Consider the following 21,061-nt stretch of genomic DNA (forward strand, 5'->3'; position numbering starts at 1 on the left):
GCCCGGGCCGCGCGTTGCGGCGCCCGTTGATCAAACCGAACGAAAGCAAACATCATGTCGATGCGTACTGAATACTGCGGTCTCGTGACCGAACACCTGCTGGGCCAAACCGTGTCGCTGTGCGGCTGGGTGCAGCGCCGCCGCGATCACGGCGGTGTGATCTTCATCGACCTGCGCGATCGTGAAGGCCTCGTGCAGGTGGTGTGCGACCCGGATCGCGCGGAAATGTTCGCGACCGCCGAAGGCGTGCGCAACGAGTTCTGCGTGCAGATCAAGGGCCTCGTGCGCAACCGTCCGGAAGGCACGGTCAACGCCGGCCTGAAGAGCGGCAAGATCGAGGTGCTGTGCCACGAACTGAACGTGCTGAACGCGTCGGTCACGCCGCCGTTCCAGCTCGACGACGACAACCTGTCGGAAACGACGCGTCTCACGCACCGCGTGCTCGACCTGCGCCGCCCGCAGATGCAGCACAACCTGCGCCTGCGCTACCGCGTGGCGATCGAAGCGCGCAAGTACCTCGACGAGCAGGGCTTCATCGACATCGAAACGCCGATGCTGACGAAGAGCACGCCGGAAGGCGCGCGCGACTATCTCGTGCCGTCGCGCGTGAACGCGGGCCAGTTCTTCGCGCTGCCGCAGTCGCCGCAGCTGTTCAAGCAGCTGCTGATGGTCGCGAACTTCGACCGTTACTACCAGATCACCAAGTGCTTCCGCGACGAAGACCTCCGTGCCGACCGTCAGCCGGAATTCACGCAGATCGACTGCGAAACGTCGTTCCTCGGCGAGCAGGAAATCCGTGACCTGTTCGAAGACATGATCCGTCACATCTTCAAGACGACGATCGACGTCGAGCTCGACGCGAAATTCCCGGTGATGCCGTACTCGGAAGCGATGGCGCGTTTCGGTTCGGACAAGCCGGACCTGCGCGTGCAGCTCGAATTCACCGAGCTGACCGACGCGATGAAGGACGTCGACTTCAAGGTGTTCAGCACGCCGGCCAACGCGAAGGACGGCCGTGTCGCGGCACTGCGCGTGCCGAAGGGCGGCGAGCTGTCGCGCGGCGACATCGACGGCTACACCGAATTCGTGCGCATCTACGGCGCGAAGGGCCTCGCATGGATCAAGGTCAACGAGAAGGCGAAGGGTCGTGACGGCCTGCAGAGCCCGATCGTCAAGAACCTGCACGACGCATCGATCGCGGCGATCCTCGAGCGCACCGGCGCGGAAGACGGCGACATCATCTTCTTCGCGGCCGACCGCGCGAAGGTCGTCAACGACAGCCTCGGCGCGCTGCGCCTGAAGATCGGCCATTCGGAATTCGGCAAGGCGAACGGCCTCGTCCAGGCCGGCTGGAAGCCGCTGTGGGTCGTCGACTTCCCGATGTTCGAATACGACGACGAAGATGCGCGCTACGTCGCGGCTCACCACCCGTTCACCAGCCCGAAGGACGAGCATCTCGAGTACCTCGAGACGGATCCGGGCCGTTGCCTCGCGAAGGCCTACGACATGGTGCTGAACGGCTGGGAAATCGGCGGCGGCTCGGTGCGTATCCACCGCGAGGAAGTGCAGAGCAAGGTGTTCCGCGCGCTGAAGATCGGTGCGGAAGAAGCGCAGCTCAAGTTCGGCTTCCTGCTGGACGCGCTGCAGTACGGCGCGCCGCCGCACGGCGGTATCGCATTCGGTCTCGACCGCATCGTCACGATGATGGCCGGCGCCGATTCGATCCGCGACGTGATCGCGTTCCCGAAGACGCAGCGTGCGCAGGATCTGCTCACGCAGGCGCCGAGCCCGGTCGACGAGCGTCAGCTGCGCGAACTGCACATCCGTCTGCGTCAGCCGGAACAGCCGAAGGCGTAACGCGCCTCGTACCCGGTCGTGTGTGCGTTCGCGCGCACACGGCGCACATGAAAAAGGCGCTGCGATGCGCCTTTTTCGTTTTTTGCGGTACAGTCGCAGCACTTGCCGCCCGTTCGGAGCATTTGCCCGGCACGCGGCCCTGTGCTGCATGAAACAAAGATGACGAAGCCGCCGAAAATCCCCGAATCCGTTCTTGTCGTGATCTACACGCCCGACCTCGATGTGCTCGTGATCAAGCGTGCCGACCAGCCTGATTTCTGGCAATCGGTGACCGGCTCGAAGGACGCGCTCGACGAGCCGCTCGCGCTCACCGCCGCGCGCGAAGTGGTCGAAGAGACCGGCATCGCGGTCGGCACGCCGGACGTGCCGGCGAGCGCGCTCGTCGACTGGCGCCACAAGATCGAATACACGATCTATCCGCAATACCTGCACCGCTACGCCCCGGGCGTCACGCGCAACGTCGAGCACTGGTTCGGCCTGTGCGTGCCGCATCGCGTCGACGTGACGCTGTCGCCGCGCGAGCATGTCGACCATGCGTGGCTGCCGTTCCGCGAGGCGGCCGCGCGCTGTTTCTCGCCGTCGAACGCCGAGGCGATCCTGCAACTGCCCGCGCGCGTGGCACTTTCGCGCGCGCCGCACGGCTCGTCCGCATGACGGCGGAAGCCCGCAAGCGCTTCGCGCAATTGCGGCAGATGTTCCTGCAGGAACGCGGTTCCGCGTCGCGGCTCGCCTTCACGTCGGGCAATACCGTGCGATTGTGCGAGACCGGCGGCGAGTTCTTCCGGGCGCTGATCGAGCGGATCGATGCCGCCCGCGAGCAGGTGATGCTCGAAACCTACATCTTCTGCGACGACGCGGCCGGCCGCCCGGTGTCGGACGCGCTGATCCGCGCGGCGCAGCGCGGCGTGCGCGTGCGCGTGATCACCGACGGCATCGGCACCGCACGCCTGCCGTTGTTCGATACGTGGGCGGCAGCCGGCGTCGAGCACTGCATCTACAACCGTTACCTGTTCGGCCGCTTCGGCTTCTCGCGCACGCACCGCAAGCTCGCGGTGATCGATCACGTGGTCGCGTTCTGCGGCGGCATCAACATCGTCGACGACTACACGCAGGGCAGCGCGACGCTGCCGTTTCCGCGCTGGGATTTCGCGGTCGAGATGGCCGGGCCCGCGGTGTCCGACGTGCGTGCCGCGTTCGAGTTGCAGTGGCACCGGATCCAGTTCGGCCACAAGCCGTACGCGCAGTACGCGGCCGGGCTGCACGGCGGCGAAGCGTTCCCCGACATGTTCCGGCGCTGGATGCGCAGCCATCGATGGATCAAGGCCGGCGCACTGCGGGTCGTGACCGAGCCGAGCGTCGCGTTCGTCGCGCGCGACAACGTCGTGAACCGCCGCGCGATCGAGAAGGCGTATCTCGCGGCGATCGGCCAGGCGCGCCAGCGGATCCTGCTCGCGAATCCGTATTTCATGCCGGGCCGCAAGCTGCGCCGCGCGCTGACGGGCGCGGCCCGCCGCGGCGTCGACGTGCAGGTGCTGATCGGTCGCAAGGAATTCACGGCGCTCGATACGGCCGTGCCGTTCCTGTATCACTCGCTGTTGCGGGCGGGCGTGCGCGTGGCCGAATACGACAAGACGATCCTGCACGGCAAGGTCGCCGTGATCGACGACAACTGGGCGACGGTCGGCTCGTCGAACCTGGACGCGCTGAGCCTGATGCTGAACAATGAGGCGAACGTCGTGCTGGTGCGCTACGATGCAGTGACGAACCAGTTGCGCGACGCGATCGCGACCGCGTTCGCCGAAGGCCGGGAGATCGATGCCGCGCGCTACGCCGCGCGCCCGCGCATCGAGCGGCTGCTGAACTGGCTTGCGTACAACACGTACCGCCTCGTGATGAAGGCGCTGACGGTCGGCGGTTACGACTGAACGCAGACTAAGTATTCGCTTCAAAAAATCTGTCCGCACGTTCGTGCGGAAAAGCCGCTCCGGTCCCGCCGGAATCGCGCAAAATAGCGGCTCGGTTAGACACCGGTTTCTAATAATTTCCTTGTTTCGCGAGCGGCCGCACTCAATAATAGTACGGCCGTTCGATTTTATTCGAACCCCCGAACGGTTACAGAAATAGCTATGCGAAAAGGCGAACAGACGCGTGCCGCGATACTTGAAGCTGCTTTGGACCTCGCCAGCCGTGACGGGCTGGAGGGGCTGACGATCGGCCTGCTGGCCGAGCGCATGCAGATGAGCAAGAGCGGTGTGTTCGCGCACTTCGGATCGCGTGAGGACCTGCAGGTCGAGGTCGTCCGCGAGTATCACCATCGTTTCGAAAACGAGGTGTTCTTTCCGAGCCTGCGCGAGCCGCGAGGCTTGCCGCGCCTTCGGGCGATGCTGGCCCGCTGGACGGAGAAGCGCATCCAGGAGGTGACGACCGGATGCATCTACATCAGCGGTGCGGTCGAGTATGACGACCGGCCTGACAGCCCCGTGCGCGAGCAGTTGATCGCAAGCGTGACGGCCTGGCGTGCCGCGATGCTGCGTGCCATTTCGCAGGCGAAGGAAGAAGGCCATCTGCGTGCGGATACGGATCCGGACCTGATGCTCTTCGAGTTGTACAGCTTCACGCTCGGCCTGCATCACGACGCCCGCTTCCTGCATTCGCCGGATGCCGTGCGCCTCACGTGGGCCGCGCTGGAAAAGACGATTGTTTCGTATCAGAGCGAGAGCCGTTAGCGGCGCGTGATCCGCCCGCCAGGAGCTCGAGCCGTTTTGCCCACCTTTGGAGAGAGTCATGGGACAGTACGCCGCGCCGCTGCGCGACATGCAATTCGTGTTGCACGAGCTTCTGAACGTCGAAGCCGAAGTCAAGCAAATGCCCAAGCATGCGGACCTCGACGCCGACACGATCAACCAGGTCCTCGAGGAAGCGGGCAAGTTCTGCTCCGAGGTGCTGTTCCCGCTGAACCAGGTCGGCGATCGCGAAGGCTGCACGTATGAAGGCGACGGCGTCGTGAAGACCCCGACCGGCTTCAAGGAAGCCTACCAGCAGTATGTCGAGGCCGGCTGGCCGGCGCTCGGCTGCGATCCGGACTACGGCGGCCAGGGCCTGCCGGCGTTCGTGAACAACGCGCTCTACGAAATGCTGAACTCGGCGAACCAGGCCTGGACGATGTATCCGGGCCTGTCGCACGGCGCCTACGAGTGCCTGCACGCACACGGCGCGCCGGAACTGCAGCAGCGCTACCTGCCGAAGCTCGTGACGGGCGAATGGACCGGCACGATGTGCCTGACCGAGCCGCACTGCGGCACCGACCTCGGCATCCTGCGCACCAAGGCCGAACCCAACGGCGACGGCTCGTACTCGATCAGCGGCACGAAGATCTTCATCTCGAGCGGCGAGCACGACATGTCGAAGAACATCATCCACCTCGTGCTCGCGCGCCTGCCGGACGCGCCGCAGGGCACCAAGGGGATCTCGCTGTTCATCGTGCCGAAGTTCATCCCCGACGCAGCCGGCGAGCCGGGCGAGCGCAACGGCATCAAGTGCGGCTCGATCGAGCACAAGATGGGCATCCACGGCAACTCGACGTGCGTGATGAACCTCGACGGCGCGACGGGCTGGATGGTCGGCGAGCCGAACAAGGGCTTGAACGCGATGTTCGTGATGATGAATGCCGCGCGCCTTGGCGTCGGCATGCAGGGCCTCGGCCTCACGGAAGTCGCGTACCAGAACTCGCTCACCTATGCGAAGGAGCGCCTGCAGATGCGCTCGCTGACGGGCCCGAAGGCACCGGACAAGCCGGCCGACCCGATCATCGTGCATCCGGACGTGCGCCGCATGCTGCTCACGCAGAAGGCCTACGCCGAAGGCGCGCGCGCATTCACGTACTGGTCCGCGCTGCAGATCGACAAGGAACTGTCGCATGGTGACGAAGCGGTGCGCAAGGAAGCGGCCGACCTCGTCGCGCTGCTCACGCCGATCATCAAGGCGTTCCTGACCGACAACGCGTTCGAGTCGACCAACCACGCGATGCAGATCTACGGCGGTCACGGCTTCATCTCCGAGTGGGGCATGGAGCAGTACGTGCGCGACGCGCGGATCAACATGATCTACGAAGGCACGAACTCGATCCAGTCGCTCGACTTGCTGGGCCGCAAGGTGCTCGGCGACATGGGCGCGAAGCTGAAGAAGTTCGGCAAGCTCGTCACGGAATTCGCGGAAGCCGAAGGCGTGAAGCCGGAAATGGCCGAGTTCATCAACCCGCTCGCCGACATCGGCGACAAGGTGCAGAAGCTGACGATGGAAATCGGCATGAAGGCGATGCAGAACCCGGACGAAGTCGGCGCTGCCGCCGTGCCGTACCTGCGCACCGTCGGCCACCTGGTGTTCTCGTACTTCTGGGCGCGCATGGCGCGCCTCGCACTCGACAAGGAAGCGTCGGGCGATCCGTTCTACAAGTCGAAGCTCGCCACCGCTCGCTTCTACTTCGCGCGCCTGCTGCCCGAGACGGCATCGACGATCCGCGCGGCGCGCGCCGGTTCGAAGACGCTGATGGAAGTCGACGAATCGCTGTTCTGACGCGAGTCCGGGCGGGGCGCACCGCGCGCCGCCCGAACGCAACGGTTCCTGGTACTCACTTCGCCGTGCAGCCCCCACCTCCCGCGCTGCACGACACTATCCGGAGACATCCCGTGAGCAATTTCCTGATTCGCAAGGTCGCCGTGCTGGGCGCCGGCGTGATGGGCGCGCAGATCGCCGCGCACCTCATCAACGCGCGCGTGCCGGTGCTGCTGTTCGACCTGCCGGCCAAGGAAGGCCCGAAAAACGCGATCGCGCTGAAGGCGATCGAGAACCTGAAGAAGCTGTCGCCCGCGCCGTTCGGCGTGAAGGACGACGCGAAGTACCTCGAGGCAGCGAACTACGAAGACGACATCGCGAAGCTCGCCGAGTGCGACGTCGTGATCGAGGCGATCGCCGAGCGGATGGACTGGAAGCACGACCTGTACAAGAAGGTCGCGCCGCACATCGCACCGAACGCGATCTTCGCGACCAACACGTCGGGCCTGTCGATCACGAAGCTGTCCGAAGGGTTCTCGGACGAGCTGAAGTCGCGCTTCTGCGGCGTGCACTTCTTCAACCCGCCGCGCTACATGCACCTCGTCGAGCTGATCCCGACCGCGCATACGCGCCCGGAGATCCTCGACCAGCTCGAAACCTTCCTGACGAGCATCGTCGGCAAGGGCGTCGTGCGCGCGAAGGACACGCCGAACTTCATCGCGAACCGCGTCGGCATCTTCTCGATCCTGGCCGTGATCACCGAGGCCGCGAAGTTCGGCCTGCGCTTCGACGAAGTCGACGACCTGACGGGCAGCCGCCTCGGCCGTGCGAAGTCGGCGACGTTCCGCACCGCGGACGTGGTCGGCCTCGACACGATGGCGCACGTGATCAAGACGATGCAGGACAACCTCGCCGACGATCCGTTCTTCCCGGTCTACCAGACGCCTGCCGTGCTCGCCGAACTGGTGAAGCAGGGCGCGCTCGGCCAGAAGACGGGCGGCGGCTTCTACAAGAAGGAAGGCAAGGCGATCAAGGTGCTCGACGCGAAGACGGGCACCTATGTGGACTCGGGCGCGAAGGCGGACGAAACCGTCGGCCGCATCCTGAAGCGCCCGCCGGCGGAACGCCTGAAGCTGCTGCGTGAAACGGACCATCCGCACGCGCAGTTCCTGTGGTCGATCTTCCGCGACGTGTTCCACTACATCGGCGTGCATCTCGAATCGATCGCCGACAACGCGCGCGACGTCGACCTCGCGATCCGCTGGGGCTTCGGCTGGAACGAAGGCCCGTTCGAAGGCTGGCAGGCCGCCGGCTGGAAGCAGGTCGCCGAGTGGGTGCAGGAAGACATCGCGGCCGGCAAGGCGCTCGCGAACGTGCCGCTGCCGTCGTGGGTGCTCGAAGGCGCGGTGGCGGAAAAGGGCGGCGTGCACACGGCCGAAGGCTCATGGGCGCCGGCAGCGAAGCGCTTCGTGCCGCGTTCGGACCTCGCCGTCTACGACAAGCAGGTATTCCGCGCGCCGTTGCTCGGCGAAGCCGGTGCCGATCCGAAGACGTACGGCAAGACGCTGTTCGAAACCGACGCCGTGCGTGCATGGGTCGACGATCGTGCCGGTGAAGACGACGTCGTGATCGTGTCGTTCAAGTCGAAGATGAACACGATCGGACCGAGCGTGATCGACGGCCTCGTGCAGGCGATCGAACTCGCGGAGAAGGACTACAAGGGCGTCGTGATCTGGCAGCCGACGTCGCTGAAGCTCGGCACGCCGGGCGGCCCGTTCTCGGCCGGTGCGAACCTCGAAGAGGCGATGCCCGCGTTCATGATGGGCGGCGCGAAGGGTATCGAGCCGTTCGTGAAGAAGTTCCAGGAAGGCATGCTGCGCGTGAAGTACGCGAACGTTCCGGTCGTCGCGGCCGTGTCGGGCATCGCGCTCGGCGGCGGGTGCGAGCTGATGCTGCACAGCGCGAAGCGCGTCGTGCACGTCGAGAGCTACATCGGTCTCGTCGAAGTGGGCGTCGGCCTCGTGCCGGCGGGCGGCGGCCTGAAGGAAGCCGCGCTGCGCGCAGCGGATGCCGCAACGGCCGCGAACGCGACCACCGACATCCTGAAGTTCGTCACGAAGTCGTTCGAGAACGCGGCGATGGCGAAGGTGTCGGCGTCCGCGCACGATGCCCGTGCGATGGGCTACGTGAAGCCGTCCGACACGATCGTCTTCAACGTGTTCGAACTGCTCGACACCGCGAAGAAGGAAGCGCGCGCGCTGGCCGCAACCGGCTACCGCGCACCGCTGCGCGCGAAGGACGTGCCGGTCGCCGGCCGTTCGGCGATCGCGACGATCAAGGCATCGCTCGTCAACATGCGTGACGGCCGCTTCATCAGCGATCACGACTACCTGATCGCGAGCCGCATCGCCGAAGCCGTGTGCGGCGGCGACGTCGAAGCCGGCAGCCTGGTCGACGAGCAGTGGCTGCTCGCGCTGGAGCGCCGTGCGTTCGTCGAGCTGCTCGGCACGCAGAAGACGCAGGAACGGATCATGGGCATGTTGCAGACCGGCAAGCCGGTGCGTAACTGAGCGAGCGGATAAGGCAAGGAGTCTCAAATGAGCAAACAATTGCAAGACGCATACATCGTCGCCGCCAGCCGCACGCCGATCGGCAAGGCCCCGCGCGGTGTCTTCAAGAACACGCGCCCGGACGAGCTGCTGGTCCACGCGCTCAAGTCGGCGGTGGCGCAGGTGCCCGGCTTCGACACGAAGCTGATCGAAGACGCGATCATCGGCTGCGCGATTCCGGAAGCCGAGCAGGGCCTGAACGTCGCGCGCATGGGCGCGCTGCTCGCAGGCCTGCCGCAGACGGTCGGCGGCGTGACGGTCAACCGTTTCTGCGCGTCGGGCATCACGGCGCTGGCGATGGCGGCCGACCGCATCCGCGTCGGCGAATCGGACGCGATCTTCGCGGGCGGCTGCGAATCGATGAGCATGGTGCCGATGATGGGCAACAAGCCGTCGATGTCGCCGCACATCTTCGATCGCAACGAAGACTTCGGCATCGCGTACGGGATGGGCCTGACGGCCGAGCGCGTCGCGGAGCAGTGGAAGGTGAGCCGCGAAGACCAGGACGCGTTCTCGGTCGAGTCGCACCGCAAGGCGCTTGCCGCCCAGCAGGCCGGCGAGTTCAACGACGAGATCGCCGCGTACACGATCACCGAGCGTTTCCCGAACCTCGCGACCGGTGAAGTCGACGTGAAGACGCGCGAGATCAAGCTCGACGAAGGTCCGCGCGCCGATACGTCGATCGAAGGCCTCGCGAAGCTGCGCACGGTGTTCGCGAACAAGGGCTCGGTCACGGCCGGCAACAGCTCGCAGACGTCGGACGGCGCGGGCGCGCTGCTCGTGGTGTCGGAGAAGGTGCTCAAGGAATTCAACCTGACGCCGCTCGCGCGCTTCGTGAGCTTCGCGGTGCGTGGCGTGCCGCCGGAAATCATGGGCATCGGCCCGAAGGAAGCGATTCCGGCCGCGCTGAAGGCTGCCGGCCTGAAGCAGGACGATCTCGACTGGATCGAGCTGAACGAAGCGTTCGCCGCGCAATCGCTGGCGGTGATGCGCGATCTCGGCCTCGACCCGTCGAAGGTCAACCCGATGGGCGGCGCGATCGCACTCGGCCACCCGCTCGGCGCGACCGGCGCGATCCGCGCGGCGACCGTCGTGCACGGCCTGCGTCGCCGCAACCTGAAGTACGGGATGGTCACGATGTGCGTCGGCACCGGCATGGGCGCCGCGGGCATCATCGAACGCCTGTAAGCGGAGCACGACGACAAGCTGCGACGGTGCGCGGGCCACGAGCTCGCGCACCGTTTTTTTCATTCCGATAGAGGAAAGTCAAAGGAGACGGTTGTGGCCGAAATTCAAGTGGAACGCGCCGATGGCGTGATGACGATCACGATCGCGCGCCCGGCGAAGAAGAACGCGCTGACGGCGGCGATGTACCAGACGATGGCCGACGCCCTCGCCGAAGCGCAGGAAGACAAGGCGGTTCGCGTGATCCTGCTGCGCGGTGGCGACGGCAATTTCACCTCGGGGAACGATCTCGAGGATTTCCTGAAGTCGCCGCCGAAGGACGACACCGCGCCGGTGTTCCAGTTTCTCGCGCGGATCAGCAGCGCGAGCAAGCCGATCGTGGCCGCGGTGCCGGGCCTGGCGATCGGTGTCGGCGTGACGATGCTGCTGCACTGCGATCTGGTCTACGCGGCCGATACCGCGACGTTCTCGCTGCCGTTCACGCAGCTCGGGCTGTGCCCGGAAGCCGCGTCGAGCGCGCTGCTGCCGCGTCTGGCCGGCCATCAGGTCGCGGCCGAGAAGCTGCTGCTCGGCGAAGCGTTCGACGCGCTGGAAGCGCACCGGATCGGCATCGTCAACCGTGTGCTGCCGGCGGCCGAGCTCGACGCGTTCGCGGCGAAGCAGGCGGCAAAGCTCGCGGCGCTGCCGGCGGCATCGCTGCGTGTGACGAAGGCGCTGCTGAAGGATACGGGCGGGGTGGCGACGCAGGCGCGGATGGCCGAGGAAGCGGGCCACTTCGCCACGATGCTGCGCGCGCCGGAAGCGCGCGAGGCGATGACGGCGTTCTTCGAGAAGCGCAAGCCGGATTTCCGTCAGTTCGACTGACCGATCGACGGAGCAGGGCGCGCCGGCGGCGGACCGCCGGCGCGCTCCCGGGATCGCGATCAGGCCGTGCCGTAGTCGACGTGGCCGGTTTCGCGGCAGAAGCTGACGAGCCGCAAGCCGGCCGCTTTCGCGATCTCGATCGCGAGCGACGACGGCGCGGAGATCGTCGCCACCATCGGGATGCCGACCCGTGCGGCCTTGCGCACGAGCTCGTAGCTCGCGCGGCTCGACAGGAACACGAAGCCGTCGGTCGCGTCGGCGCGCGACAGCACGAGCGAGCCGATCAGCTTGTCGAGTGCGTTGTGGCGGCCGACGTCCTCGAATGCCATCCGGATCGCGCCTGTTGCGTCGCACCACGCGGCCGCATGCAGGCCGCCCGTGAGCCGCGTGAGCGCCTGGTGAACCGGCAGCGCCTGCGCCGCACGCGTCAGCGCGTCGGGGGCGAGGCGGGCGAGAAAGCCCGTATCGGGCACGCGTTCGGGCGCGAGGTCGAGCAGGTCGATGCTTTCGATCCCGCAGACGCCGCAGCCGGTACGCCCCGCGAGCGCACGGCGCCGGTCCTTCAGCGCGGCGAACGCCTGCTGGACGACCTCCAGGTGGACTTCCGCATGCGGCAGCGGCGCGTCGGTGTGCAGGATCACCTCGATGTCCTTGATGTCGCTGCCGCGCGCGACGATCCCTTCCGAGATCGCGAAACCGACCGCGAACGCTTCGAGGTCGCACGGCGTACACATCATCACCGCATGCGAGATGCCGTTGAAGACGAGCGCGACGGGCCATTCCTGCCCGACGTAGTCGTGTGCGGTTTCGACGGCGCCGCCGCGCGTGCGGCGCACGGACAGTTCGATCGCGCCGCGCGGTTCGTCGCGCAGGTCGCCGGATTCGGTCGGATTCACGAGCACTCCCGTTGATTCGGCGCGCGGGGCCGGCGGCAATCGTATCCGCCACCCGCGCGCAGAGGTTCTAAAATACCCCAGGCAAGCCGGCCGCGCCGGTATCCGCCACATCAGGTAACGATCATGGGACTCAGCGACGCTCCACTGCTATTCGCCTTCGAACACGATTCGTCGGAAAACTTCACGTACATCCCGATGATCGTGCGTTTCAATCTCGACCGTTTCGGTCTGCGGATCTCATTGGAGCAGTGGCAGTTGCTGCCGCTCGAGGACCGCAAGCTGCTCGCGCGCTTTCCGGCCGACGAGGACACCGCGATCGAGCCCAACTTCGATCACGCGCTGTTCGAAATGCTGCGTACGCACGCGGATCTGGAGCCCTCGTGGTTCCAGCCGGACGAGCAGCCGGCCTGGCGTGCCACCGACATCGTGCCGGAGTCGCTCGTGCAGCAGAGCGCGCTGGCCGGGCTGATGGCGCCCGAGCTCGCGCAGTGGCAGCGGCTCGCGCCGTTCCAGCGCTACGTGCTGGTGAAGCTGTCGCGCAAGCCGAAGCTGAACCACGATTTCCTGCCCGCGATGCGGGAGTTCGGGCTGACGGCCACGCACTGAGGCGGCCGAAGGCAGGGAAAGCGCCGCCGTGCGGCGCTCGCCCGTCAGAGCGGCGGCAGTTGCCGCGGCTTGCGGTCAGTGCCGGTCGCGACGTAGGTGAGCGTCGCTTCGGTGACCTTCACGACTTCACCCATCAGGCGCATGCGCTGCGCGTACACTTCGACGTCGACCGTGATCGACGTGTTGCCGGTACGCGTGATGGTCGCGTAGAAGCTCAGCAGATCGCCGACGAACACCGGCTGCTTGAACACGAACGAATTGACCGCGACCGTCGCGACGCGACCGTTCGCGCGCTGGCTCGCGGGGATCGAGCCGGCGATGTCGACCTGCGACATGATCCAGCCGCCGAATACGTCGCCGTGGACGTTCGCGTCGTGCGGTTGCGGGACGACGCGCAGCGCGGGCTGCTTTTGCGGGAGTTCGAGGGTCGAATCGGTCATGGCGGGGGCTTTCATCCTGTAATAATTACGCCGCCGCGCGCAGGCCGGCCGGCGAGGGCGCCGGCAGCGGCGCGAAGCGGCTTCTGCGACAATACAACGTTCGCAAATTGTACGAGAAAGTGAGCGAGCCGGCCGCCGATGCACGCGTCCGGCACCGCCGCCGATCCTTCCCCCCATGCGCCGATTTCCTGCTTCCGGCGAGCCCGCGCCGGCTTCGACCGGGCCCCGCAACGACTGGCAAACCATCCGGTCGCTGCTGCCGTACCTGACCACCTACAAATGGCGCGTCGCCCTCGCGCTCGGCTGCCTGATCGGCGCGAAGGTCGCGAACCTCGGTGTGCCGGTCGTGATGAAGCGCATCGTCGACCACCTGTCCTACGTCCAGCAGATCACCGCGATCGGCCGCGCCGAGCAGTCGGCCGGCATCGTGCTCGCGGGCGGCGTGGGGCTGCTGGTCGTCGCGTACGCGCTCGTGCGGCTGTCGACTTCATTGTTTACCGAGCTGCGCGAGATCCTGTTCTCGAAGGTCACCGAGAGCGCGGTGCGCCAGCTCGCGCTGCAGGTGTTCCGTCACCTGCACGGGCTGTCGCTGCGGTTTCACCTGGAGCGCCAGACCGGCGGCATGTCGCGCGACATCGAGCGCGGCACGCGCGGCATCCAGCAGCTGATTTCGTATTCGCTGTACAGCATCCTGCCGACGCTCGTCGAGGTCGGGCTCGTGCTCGGCTTCTTCGTGGTCAAGTACGAGGCCTATTACGCGTACGTGACGTTCGCGGCGCTGGTCACCTACATCGTGTTCACGGTGAAGGTCACCAACTGGCGCACGCATTTCCGCCGGACGATGAACGAACTCGATTCGCGTGCGAACTCGCGGGCGATCGATTCGCTGATCAACTACGAGACGGTCAAGTATTTCGGCAACGAGGAGTGGGAGGCGCAGCGCTACGACGAGAACCTGAAGCGCTACCGGAAAGCCGCGATCCGTTCGCAGAATTCGCTGTCGGTGCTGAACTTCGGCCAGCAGGCGATCATCGGCACGGGGCTCGTGTTCATCCTGTGGCGTGCGACGCAGGGCGTGCTCGCGGGCAAGCTGACGCTCGGCGACCTGGTGCTGATCAACACGTTCATGCTGCAGCTGTACATTCCGCTCAACTTTCTCGGTGTCGTCTATCGCGAGCTGAAGCAGAGCCTGACCGACATGGATCGCATGTTCGGGCTGCTGTCGGCCGCGAAGGAAGTGGCCGATTTGCCCGATGCGCGGCCGCTCGCGGTGGCCGGCGCGCAGGTGCGCTTCGAGCACGTGAATTTCGCGTACGAGCCGGCGCGGCAGATCCTGCACGACGTGTCGTTCACGATCGATGCGGGCACGACGACCGCGGTGGTCGGCCACAGCGGCTCCGGGAAGTCGACACTGTCGCGGCTGCTGTTCCGCTTCTACGATCTCGACCGGCAGGCGGGCGGCGCGATCCGGATCGACGGCCAGGACATCCGCGACGTCACGCAGGACTCGCTGCGCGCGTCGATCGGGATCGTGCCGCAGGACACCGTGCTGTTCAACGACTCGATCTACTACAACATCGCGTACGGCCGGCCGACCGCGACCCGCGACGAGGTGATCGCGGCCGCGCGTGCCGCGCACATCCACGATTTCATCGAAAGTTTGCCGAAGGGCTATGACACGCCGGTCGGCGAGCGCGGGCTGAAGTTGTCGGGCGGCGAGAAGCAGCGCGTCGCGATCGCGCGCACGCTGTTGAAGAACCCGCCGGTGCTGCTGTTCGACGAAGCGACGTCGGCGCTCGATTCGCGCTCGGAGCGCGCGATCCAGCACGAACTCGACCAGATCGCGCGGCATCGCACGACGCTCGTGATCGCGCACCGGCTGTCGACGGTCGTGCACGCGCAGCAGATCCTGGTGATGGACCACGGGCGGATCGTCGAGCGCGGCACGCACGACGAACTCGTGCGCGCCGACGGGTTGTATGCGCAGATGTGGGCGCTGCAGCAGCAGCGCGCGGCGGCGGGCGGGGAAGAGGCGGAAGCCGCTTGAGCGGCGGGGCTGCGCGCGGGGCGCGCGCAGCAGGACGGAGCACGTTTGATGGGCGGGAGCCGGCCCGGCATGGTGGTCCGACAGGCGCCGGGCCCTTTGATCAGTCAGGCCAACGCGGCCAGTTCGCCGGTCAGCCAGCTAGCCCGCCCGTCAGCTAACCGGCCGTTTGATCATTCAGCCCGAGGGCCCGTCAGCCGGTCACTCCGCGGCGCGCAGCCGCGCATCCAGCTCGCCGAGCTGCACGGGCGTGCCGACGTTCTCCCAGATACCTTCATACAGTTCGCCGCTCGCGCGGCCGGCCTCGATCGCCGCGCGATAGTACGGCGTCAGCGCGCGCCGCGTGCCGGGCGCGAGATCGCGGAACATCCGCGTGTCGTACAGGCCGATGTTGCCGAACGTGAAGCGCGCGGCGCCGTCGAGTGCAAGGCGGCCGTCGTCGCCGAGCGCGAAGTCGCCCGCCGGGTGGAACGGCGGGTTCGGCACCATCACGAGGTGCATCGCCGGCGTATCGAGCGCGGCCATCCGGGCGGCGCGCGGCGCGAGCGACCGGTAGTCGAACGCGCAGTAGACGTCGCCGCTGACCGCCGCGAACACGGCCGGCTGCCCGTCGCGCTCGAGCAGCGGCAGCGCCTGCGCGATGCCGCCCGCGGTTTCCAGCGCTTCGCCTTCGGCCGAATACACGAGCCGCACGCCCCAGCGCGAACCGTCGCCGAGCGCAGCCTCGATCTGCTCGCCGAGCCACGCGTGGTTGATCACGATCGTCTCGATGCCCGCGCGGGCGAGCGCCTCGATCTGCCACACGATCAGCGGCTTGCCGCCCGCTTCGAGCAGCGGCTTCGGGCGGGTGTCGGTGAGCGGGCGCATCCGTTCGCCGCGCCCGGCGGCGAAGATCATCGCCGTGGTCAGGGTGTTGCTCATGTTCGGCCGGGTGTCAGGAGAGTCGGAACGATCAGAAATCAGAACGTATAGCCCACGTCGGCCGGCGCGTTGCCCTCGAGCTCGTCGAGCAGCTTCGCGAACGGCACGAGCGGGCGATAGCGCAGCGCGACCTTGCGCGCATACGCGATGAAGCGCGGCAGGTCGTTCAGGTAGTGCGGCTTGCCGTCACGGTAATTGATACGCGCGAACAGGCCGAGCACCTTGATGTGGCGCTGCAGCCCCATCCATTCGAGCTGGCGGTAGAACTCGCCGAAATCGGGGTCGACCGGCAGGCCGGCCTTTTTTGCCTTTTCCCAGTAGTACGCGAAGCAGTCGAGCTCGAACTCCTCGTCCCAGCTGATGAAGGCGTCGCGCAGCAGCGACACGACGTCGTACGTCAGCGGCCCGTAGACGGCATCCTGGAAATCGAGGATGCCCGGGTTGGGCGCGCACACCATCAGGTTGCGCGGCATGAAATCGCGCAGCATGAAACCCTGCGGCTGCGCGTGCGCGCTGGCGACCAGCAGCGCGAAGGTGCGGTCGAGCGTGCCGCGCATCGCGTCGGTGACCGGCTTGCCGAGGTGGCGGCCGACGAACCATTCGGGCATCAGCTCCATCTCGCGGCGCAGGAATGCCTCGTCGAACGGCGGCAGCACGTCGGGCTTCGACGTGAGCTGGAAGCGGATCAGCGCGTCGAGCGCCGCGCGCATCAGCGGTTTTGCGGCGGCCGGGTCGGCCGGATCGAGCACCGAGATGTACGACGTGCGGCCGAGATCGGTCACGAGCATGAAGCCCGCGTCGAAATCGTGGGCCAGCACGTCCGGCACGTGGTCGCCGGCCGCGGCGAGCAGTTGCGCGACCTGGACGAATTCACGGCACTTTTCGGGCGGCGGCGCGTCGACGGCGATCAGCGTGCCGCCGGCGCTCGTGGCCGACGCGACACGGAAATAGCGGCGGAAACTGGCGTCCGACGAGGCGGGCGCGAGGGTCGACAGGTCGAGCGCATAGCGTTCGGCGAGCGGGTGCAGCCACGCGGTGAGCGCTTCGAGGCGGGCGTCGGGCTGGGATACGGCGGATGGGGGCGTCATGAAACTCGGCGGAGGGGGGAACGTCTTGCCATATAATACCCCACGACTTTTTTGACGCGCCCCGCGTCAGCTTTCCGCCGTGCAGGCCCGCCGCCTGTCGCGCGGTCGCCCGAACGCCTCCCCGGTTTGCGCTCAGCCGCAGTCGCGGTGCGACGGTGCGGCCTGCCGCGCGCGCATGTGCCGCGACGGCGCGGTTGACAAGGGGCGATTCGCCAAACGATAGATGCCGCCCAAACCGCTATTCCCGAATGTTTTCCCCGGTGACGGGGCGCCGCGCAAACGGCGGCTCGCGCTCGCACTCCTGGCCGTGCCCGGCCTCGTGCCGGCCGTGTCGTACGCGCAGCTGTCGGGCGCGGCCGCGCAGCCGCAGCCGCTCGACTCGCCGTGGGATCTGCGTCTCGCGCCCCAGCTCGAGGATCATCCGCTGAAGGACGGCGCGAAACCGGCCGCCTTCGTGATCGCCGACCATACGAGCGGCACGGCCGAGCAGGATCTCGCCGCGAAGGGTTCGGCCGAGCTGCGGCGCGGTGACGCCGTCGTGAAGGCCGACGCGATCCACTACGATCAGGATACCGACATGGCCGATGCGTACGGCCAGGTCAGGATCAACAATGCCGGCACGTCGTTCGCGGGCCCCGAGGCGCACCTGAAGATCGAGGCGAACCAGGGCTTCATGACCGCGCCGAAGTACCACTTCAACGTGACGGGCGGCTCGGGCAGCGCGGAACGCGTCGACATGGTCGACAACGAGCGCTCGGTGTTCGTCAACGGCACCTACACCGCGTGCCAGTGCTCGACGAACCCCGCGTGGTACATCAAGGGCAGCCGCTTCGACTTCGATACGGGCGCCGACGAAGGCACCGCGCGCAACGGCGTGCTGTTCTTCCAGGGCGTGCCGATCTTCGCGAGCCCGTGGATGACGTTCCCGCTGTCGGGCGAGCGGCGCAGCGGCCTGCTGCCGCCGACGTTCGCGGTGAACTCGAACAACGGCTTCGAGCTGACGCTGCCGTACTACTTCAACATCGCGCCGAACCGCGACCTGACGCTCACGCCGCGCATCATCTCGCGGCGCGGCGTGATGATGGAGGGGACGTTCCGCTACCTGTCGCCGACGTACTCGGGCACGTTTACGGCGAATTACCTGCCGAGTGACCGGCTCGAGCACCGCAACCGCTACGCGATCTACTGGCAGCACCAGCAGAACTTCGGCGGCGGCTTCGGCGGCTACGTCTATTACAACAAGGTCTCGGACAACCTGTATCCCGAGCAACTGGGTTCGATGAACCAGTTCATCAACGGGACCCAGACGTTGTACCAGCAGGAGGCCGGTCTCACGTACAACAACGGCCCGTGGTCGGTGCTCGCGCGCTACCAGCACTGGCAGACGCTGCCGCCGTCGATCGCGCCTTACAGCCGCGAGCCGCAGTTGAACGTGAAGTACACGAAGTACAACGTCGGCGGCTTCGACTTCGGCGCGGAAGCCGACTATTCGCGGTTCCGCATCACGACGGCCGATGCGACCCAGGGCGACCGGATCGTCTTCAACCCGTACATCGCGTACGGCGTATACGGCCCCGGCTACTTCGCCGTGCCGAAGGTCCAGTACCACCTTGCGTCGTACGACCTGAACTACCTGTCGTCGAGCACGCCGAACAATCCGAAGCGCTTCACCGAGTCGATCCCGACCGTGAGCTTCGATTCGGGCCTGATCTTCGACCGCTCGGTACGCCTGTTCGGCCAGGACTTCATCCAGACCCTCGAGCCGCGCCTGTACTATGTGTACACGCCGTATCGCGACCAGTCGAACGCGCCGCTGTTCGACACCGCGGAGTCGGACTTCGGCCTCGCGGAGATCTACCAGCCGAACACGTTCGTCGGCAACGACCGGATCGCCGACGCGAACCGGATCACGGCCGGCCTCACGTCGCGCTTCATCGACCCGCGCACCGGCGACGAGCGCGCGCGTTTCGTGATCGCGCAGCAGTACTACTTCGCCGATCAGCGCGTCACGCTGACTCCCGGGCAGAGCGCCGTGCTGGCGCGCCACTCTGACCTGATCGTCGGCGCCGCGCTGAAGCTCGGCTCGGGCTTCATGTCGGAGACGGCGTTCCAGTACAACCAGAACAACAACCAGCTCGTGAAGTCGAGCGTCGGTTTCGGCTACAGCCCGGGCGAGCGCCGCGTGATCAACGTCGGCTACCGCTATACGCGCTCGAACACCACGCTCGACAACCAGCCGATCAACCAGTTCCTGGTGTCCGCGCAATGGCCGCTCACGCGCCGCCTGTATGCGATCGGCCGCTTCAACTACGACCTCGCCGGCGATCGCGTGGTCGACGGTCTGGTCGGCTTACAATACGACGCGGATTGCTGGGCGCTCGGGGTCGGGGTGCAACGGGTTGCGAACGGTATCAATTCGTCGGGACAGCAGAACTCGGCGACGCGAGTCATGATGCAGCTGACGCTCAAGGGCCTGTCGACCGTCGATAACGGCCTCGTGTCGGCGTTCCGCGCCGGGGTGCCGGGCTACACGCCGCTGCCGCCGCCGCCGCCGCCGATGTCCCGCTTCAGCAACTACGAGTAACGCCGGCTTGTCTGCACCGGTCAGCACGATTTCAATGGAGTTCCAGTGGCAATGAAGAAAACCCTTCGTTTCGCGGCAGTCGTGTCCAGCCTCGCTGCGGCCTCCGCGCTGCTCGCCGCCGCGCCGGCCGCGGCGCAGGCGCTCGGTTCGCAAGGTGCGCAGCTCGCCGACGAAGTCGTCGCGGTCGTCAACAACGACGTGATCACGGGCCGCGAACTCGACCAGCGTGCCGGCCTGATCGCGCGCCGGCTGCAGCAGCAGAACGCACCGGTGCCGCCGACCGATCAGTTGCGCGCGCAGGTGCTGAACCAGATGGTGCTCGAGCGTATCCAGGTGCAGAAGGCCAAGGACGACGGGATCCGCATCGACGACGCGACCGTGCAGGCGACACTGCAGCGTCTCGCGCAGGCGAACGGCATGACGCTCGAGCAGTACCGCGCGCGTCTCGAGGCGCAAGGCGTGCCCTGGAGCATCTTCACGAGCGACGCGCGTACCGAACTGATGCTGTCGAAGCTGCGCGAGCGCGAGGTCGACGGCAAGATCACCGTGTCGGACGCCGAGGTCGCGAACTACATCGCGAGCCAGCGCGGGCCGAGTGCGTCGCAACAGCAGGACCTGCGCTTCCAGCACATCTTCATCAAGGCGCCGACCAACGCGCCGCAGGCCGACATCGAAGCCGCGCAGAAGAAGGCTGACGCGTTGCTGCAGCAGGCGAAGTCGGGCGCCGACTTCGAGAAGCTCGCGAAGAACAATTCGGAAGCGAACGACGCGAAGAAGGGCGGCGACCTCGGCTTCAAGGCGCCGAGCGCGCTGCCGGCCGACGTCGTCGATGCCGCATCGAAGCTGCGCCCGGGCCAGGTCAACCCGACGCTGATCCGCGTGCCGGACGGCTTCGAGATCGTGCGCCTCGTCGATCGTCGCCAGAGCCAGGGCGCGTCCGCCGCGGCACCGAAGATCGTGCAGACGCACGTACGCCACATCCTGTTGCGCGTGGGCGAAGGCAAGTCGGAAGGCCAGGCGCGCCAGCAACTGGCCGACATCCGCAACCAGGTCGAGGCCGGCGGCGATTTCGCGAAGTTCGCGCGTACCTACTCGCAGGACGGGTCGGCGTCGCAAGGCGGCGATCTCGGCTGGATCAGCCCGGGCGAGACCGTGCCGGAATTCGAACGCGCGATGAACAACCTGCAGGACGGCCAGGTCAGCCAGCCGATCCGTACCGAGTACGGCTATCACCTGATCCAGGTGCTGAGCCGCCGCGAAGCGGAAGGCTCGGTGCAGCAGCAGATGGATATCGCGCGTCAGGCGATCGGCCAGCGCAAGGCCGAGCAGGCGTATGCCGACTGGCTGCGCGAGCTGCGCGATTCGTCGTACGTGCAGTACAAGATCGGCGGCGTCGGCCCGGCGAACTGAGCGAGC

General features: G+C 66.7%; 16 protein-coding genes. 12 read left to right on the forward strand and 4 right to left on the reverse strand.

Features of this window, described 5'->3' with window-relative positions; genetic code table 11:
- The first annotated feature begins 54 nt into the window (after positions 1–54).
- The 8 genes from aspS to G3N98_RS12790 all read left to right on the forward strand — a co-directional run bounded on the left by aspS (position 55) and on the right by G3N98_RS12790 (position 11,066).
- Entirely contained in the window at positions 55–1,857 is a 1,803-nt protein-coding gene (gene aspS, locus G3N98_RS12755) for an aspartate--tRNA ligase (protein ID WP_006477843.1), read from the forward strand.
- Between the two features lie 159 nt (positions 1,858–2,016).
- Positions 2,017–2,511, forward strand: coding sequence for a dihydroneopterin triphosphate diphosphatase (gene nudB, locus G3N98_RS12760; protein WP_089426303.1), 495 nt, complete (start codon positions 2,017–2,019; stop codon positions 2,509–2,511).
- On the forward strand, positions 2,508–3,782 hold the full coding sequence (gene clsB / locus G3N98_RS12765; protein ID WP_206148368.1) for a cardiolipin synthase ClsB: 1,275 nt from the start codon (positions 2,508–2,510) through the stop codon (positions 3,780–3,782). The genes nudB and clsB overlap by 4 nt, the downstream gene beginning before the upstream one ends.
- Positions 3,783–3,983: 201 nt before the next feature.
- A complete protein-coding gene (locus G3N98_RS12770) occupies positions 3,984–4,583 on the forward strand; it encodes a TetR/AcrR family transcriptional regulator (RefSeq protein WP_006751498.1) in 600 nt (199 codons plus the stop codon).
- Between the two features lie 58 nt (positions 4,584–4,641).
- Positions 4,642–6,429: an acyl-CoA dehydrogenase C-terminal domain-containing protein gene (locus tag G3N98_RS12775; RefSeq protein ID WP_089426301.1), complete on the forward strand. Its 1,788-nt coding sequence runs from the start codon at positions 4,642–4,644 to the stop codon at positions 6,427–6,429.
- A 113-nt stretch (positions 6,430–6,542) separates the two neighbouring features.
- Positions 6,543–8,978, forward strand: a complete 2,436-nt coding sequence (locus G3N98_RS12780; RefSeq protein WP_021158421.1) for a 3-hydroxyacyl-CoA dehydrogenase/enoyl-CoA hydratase family protein — start codon at positions 6,543–6,545, stop codon at positions 8,976–8,978.
- A 27-nt stretch (positions 8,979–9,005) separates the two neighbouring features.
- Complete coding sequence (locus G3N98_RS12785; protein WP_039360089.1) at positions 9,006–10,205, forward strand: acetyl-CoA C-acyltransferase; 1,200 nt, start codon at positions 9,006–9,008, stop codon at positions 10,203–10,205.
- A gap of 93 nt (positions 10,206–10,298) precedes the next feature.
- Positions 10,299–11,066: an enoyl-CoA hydratase gene (locus G3N98_RS12790; RefSeq protein WP_089426299.1), complete on the forward strand. Its 768-nt coding sequence runs from the start codon at positions 10,299–10,301 to the stop codon at positions 11,064–11,066.
- A gap of 59 nt (positions 11,067–11,125) precedes the next feature.
- Here G3N98_RS12790 and fdhD read toward each other — a convergent pair whose 3' ends face one another.
- Entirely contained in the window at positions 11,126–11,962 is an 837-nt protein-coding gene (gene fdhD / locus G3N98_RS12795) for a formate dehydrogenase accessory sulfurtransferase FdhD (RefSeq protein ID WP_206148369.1), read from the reverse strand.
- A gap of 123 nt (positions 11,963–12,085) precedes the next feature.
- Here fdhD and G3N98_RS12800 point away from each other — a divergent pair, with 123 nt between their 5' ends.
- Positions 12,086–12,568 carry a nitrate reductase associated protein gene (locus G3N98_RS12800; protein WP_175237366.1) on the forward strand — a complete coding sequence of 161 codons (483 nt, stop codon included), beginning with the start codon at positions 12,086–12,088 and terminating at the stop codon, positions 12,566–12,568.
- Between the two features lie 44 nt (positions 12,569–12,612).
- On the opposite strand, the gene G3N98_RS12805 is transcribed toward G3N98_RS12800, so the two are convergent.
- Entirely contained in the window at positions 12,613–13,008 is a 396-nt protein-coding gene (locus G3N98_RS12805) for a hotdog domain-containing protein (RefSeq protein WP_041492954.1), read from the reverse strand.
- Between the two features lie 175 nt (positions 13,009–13,183).
- On the opposite strand from G3N98_RS12805, the gene G3N98_RS12810 reads away from it, so the two are divergent.
- Positions 13,184–15,055 carry an ABC transporter ATP-binding protein/permease gene (locus G3N98_RS12810; RefSeq protein WP_046546241.1) on the forward strand — a complete coding sequence of 624 codons (1,872 nt, stop codon included), beginning with the start codon at positions 13,184–13,186 and terminating at the stop codon, positions 15,053–15,055.
- Positions 15,056–15,253: 198 nt separating this feature from the next.
- Here G3N98_RS12810 and murU read toward each other — a convergent pair whose 3' ends face one another.
- Both murU and G3N98_RS12820 read right to left on the reverse strand, forming a co-directional pair.
- Positions 15,254–15,973, reverse strand: coding sequence for an N-acetylmuramate alpha-1-phosphate uridylyltransferase MurU (gene murU, locus G3N98_RS12815; RefSeq protein WP_206148370.1), 720 nt, complete (start codon positions 15,971–15,973; stop codon positions 15,254–15,256).
- 38 nt (positions 15,974–16,011) lie between these two features.
- A complete protein-coding gene (locus G3N98_RS12820) occupies positions 16,012–17,061 on the reverse strand; it encodes a phosphotransferase (protein ID WP_206148371.1) in 1,050 nt (349 codons plus the stop codon).
- 223 nt (positions 17,062–17,284) lie between these two features.
- Between G3N98_RS12820 and G3N98_RS12825 the strand changes: the two genes are divergently transcribed.
- The gene (locus tag G3N98_RS12825) at positions 17,285–19,645 is read left to right on the forward strand and encodes an LPS-assembly protein LptD (RefSeq protein WP_206148372.1); all 2,361 of its coding nucleotides are present in this window, start codon (positions 17,285–17,287) and stop codon (positions 19,643–19,645) included.
- A 51-nt stretch (positions 19,646–19,696) separates the two neighbouring features.
- Positions 19,697–21,055 (forward strand): peptidylprolyl isomerase, encoded by a 1,359-nt coding sequence (locus G3N98_RS12830; protein WP_089473534.1) that lies wholly within the window; start codon positions 19,697–19,699, stop codon positions 21,053–21,055.
- The last annotated feature ends 6 nt before the right edge of the window (positions 21,056–21,061 follow it).

This window comes from Burkholderia sp. Tr-20390, assembly GCF_017104595.1.
GTDB lineage: Bacteria > Pseudomonadota > Gammaproteobacteria > Burkholderiales > Burkholderiaceae > Burkholderia.

Coding starts and splice junctions, on each gene's coding strand:
- aspS (WP_006477843.1), top strand. CDS start 55: ATGTCGATGCGTACTGAATACTGCGGTCTCGTGACCGAACACCTGCTG.
- nudB (WP_089426303.1), top strand. CDS start 2,017: ATGACGAAGCCGCCGAAAATCCCCGAATCCGTTCTTGTCGTGATCTAC.
- clsB (WP_206148368.1), top strand. CDS start 2,508: ATGACGGCGGAAGCCCGCAAGCGCTTCGCGCAATTGCGGCAGATGTTC.
- G3N98_RS12770 (WP_006751498.1), top strand. CDS start 3,984: ATGCGAAAAGGCGAACAGACGCGTGCCGCGATACTTGAAGCTGCTTTG.
- G3N98_RS12775 (WP_089426301.1), top strand. CDS start 4,642: ATGGGACAGTACGCCGCGCCGCTGCGCGACATGCAATTCGTGTTGCAC.
- G3N98_RS12785 (WP_039360089.1), top strand. CDS start 9,006: ATGAGCAAACAATTGCAAGACGCATACATCGTCGCCGCCAGCCGCACG.
- G3N98_RS12800 (WP_175237366.1), top strand. CDS start 12,086: ATGGGACTCAGCGACGCTCCACTGCTATTCGCCTTCGAACACGATTCG.
- G3N98_RS12805 (WP_041492954.1), bottom strand. CDS start 13,008: ATGACCGATTCGACCCTCGAACTCCCGCAAAAGCAGCCCGCGCTGCGC.
- G3N98_RS12810 (WP_046546241.1), top strand. CDS start 13,184: ATGCGCCGATTTCCTGCTTCCGGCGAGCCCGCGCCGGCTTCGACCGGG.
- murU (WP_206148370.1), bottom strand. CDS start 15,973: ATGAGCAACACCCTGACCACGGCGATGATCTTCGCCGCCGGGCGCGGC.
- G3N98_RS12820 (WP_206148371.1), bottom strand. CDS start 17,061: ATGACGCCCCCATCCGCCGTATCCCAGCCCGACGCCCGCCTCGAAGCG.
- G3N98_RS12825 (WP_206148372.1), top strand. CDS start 17,285: ATGCCGCCCAAACCGCTATTCCCGAATGTTTTCCCCGGTGACGGGGCG.
- G3N98_RS12830 (WP_089473534.1), top strand. CDS start 19,697: ATGAAGAAAACCCTTCGTTTCGCGGCAGTCGTGTCCAGCCTCGCTGCG.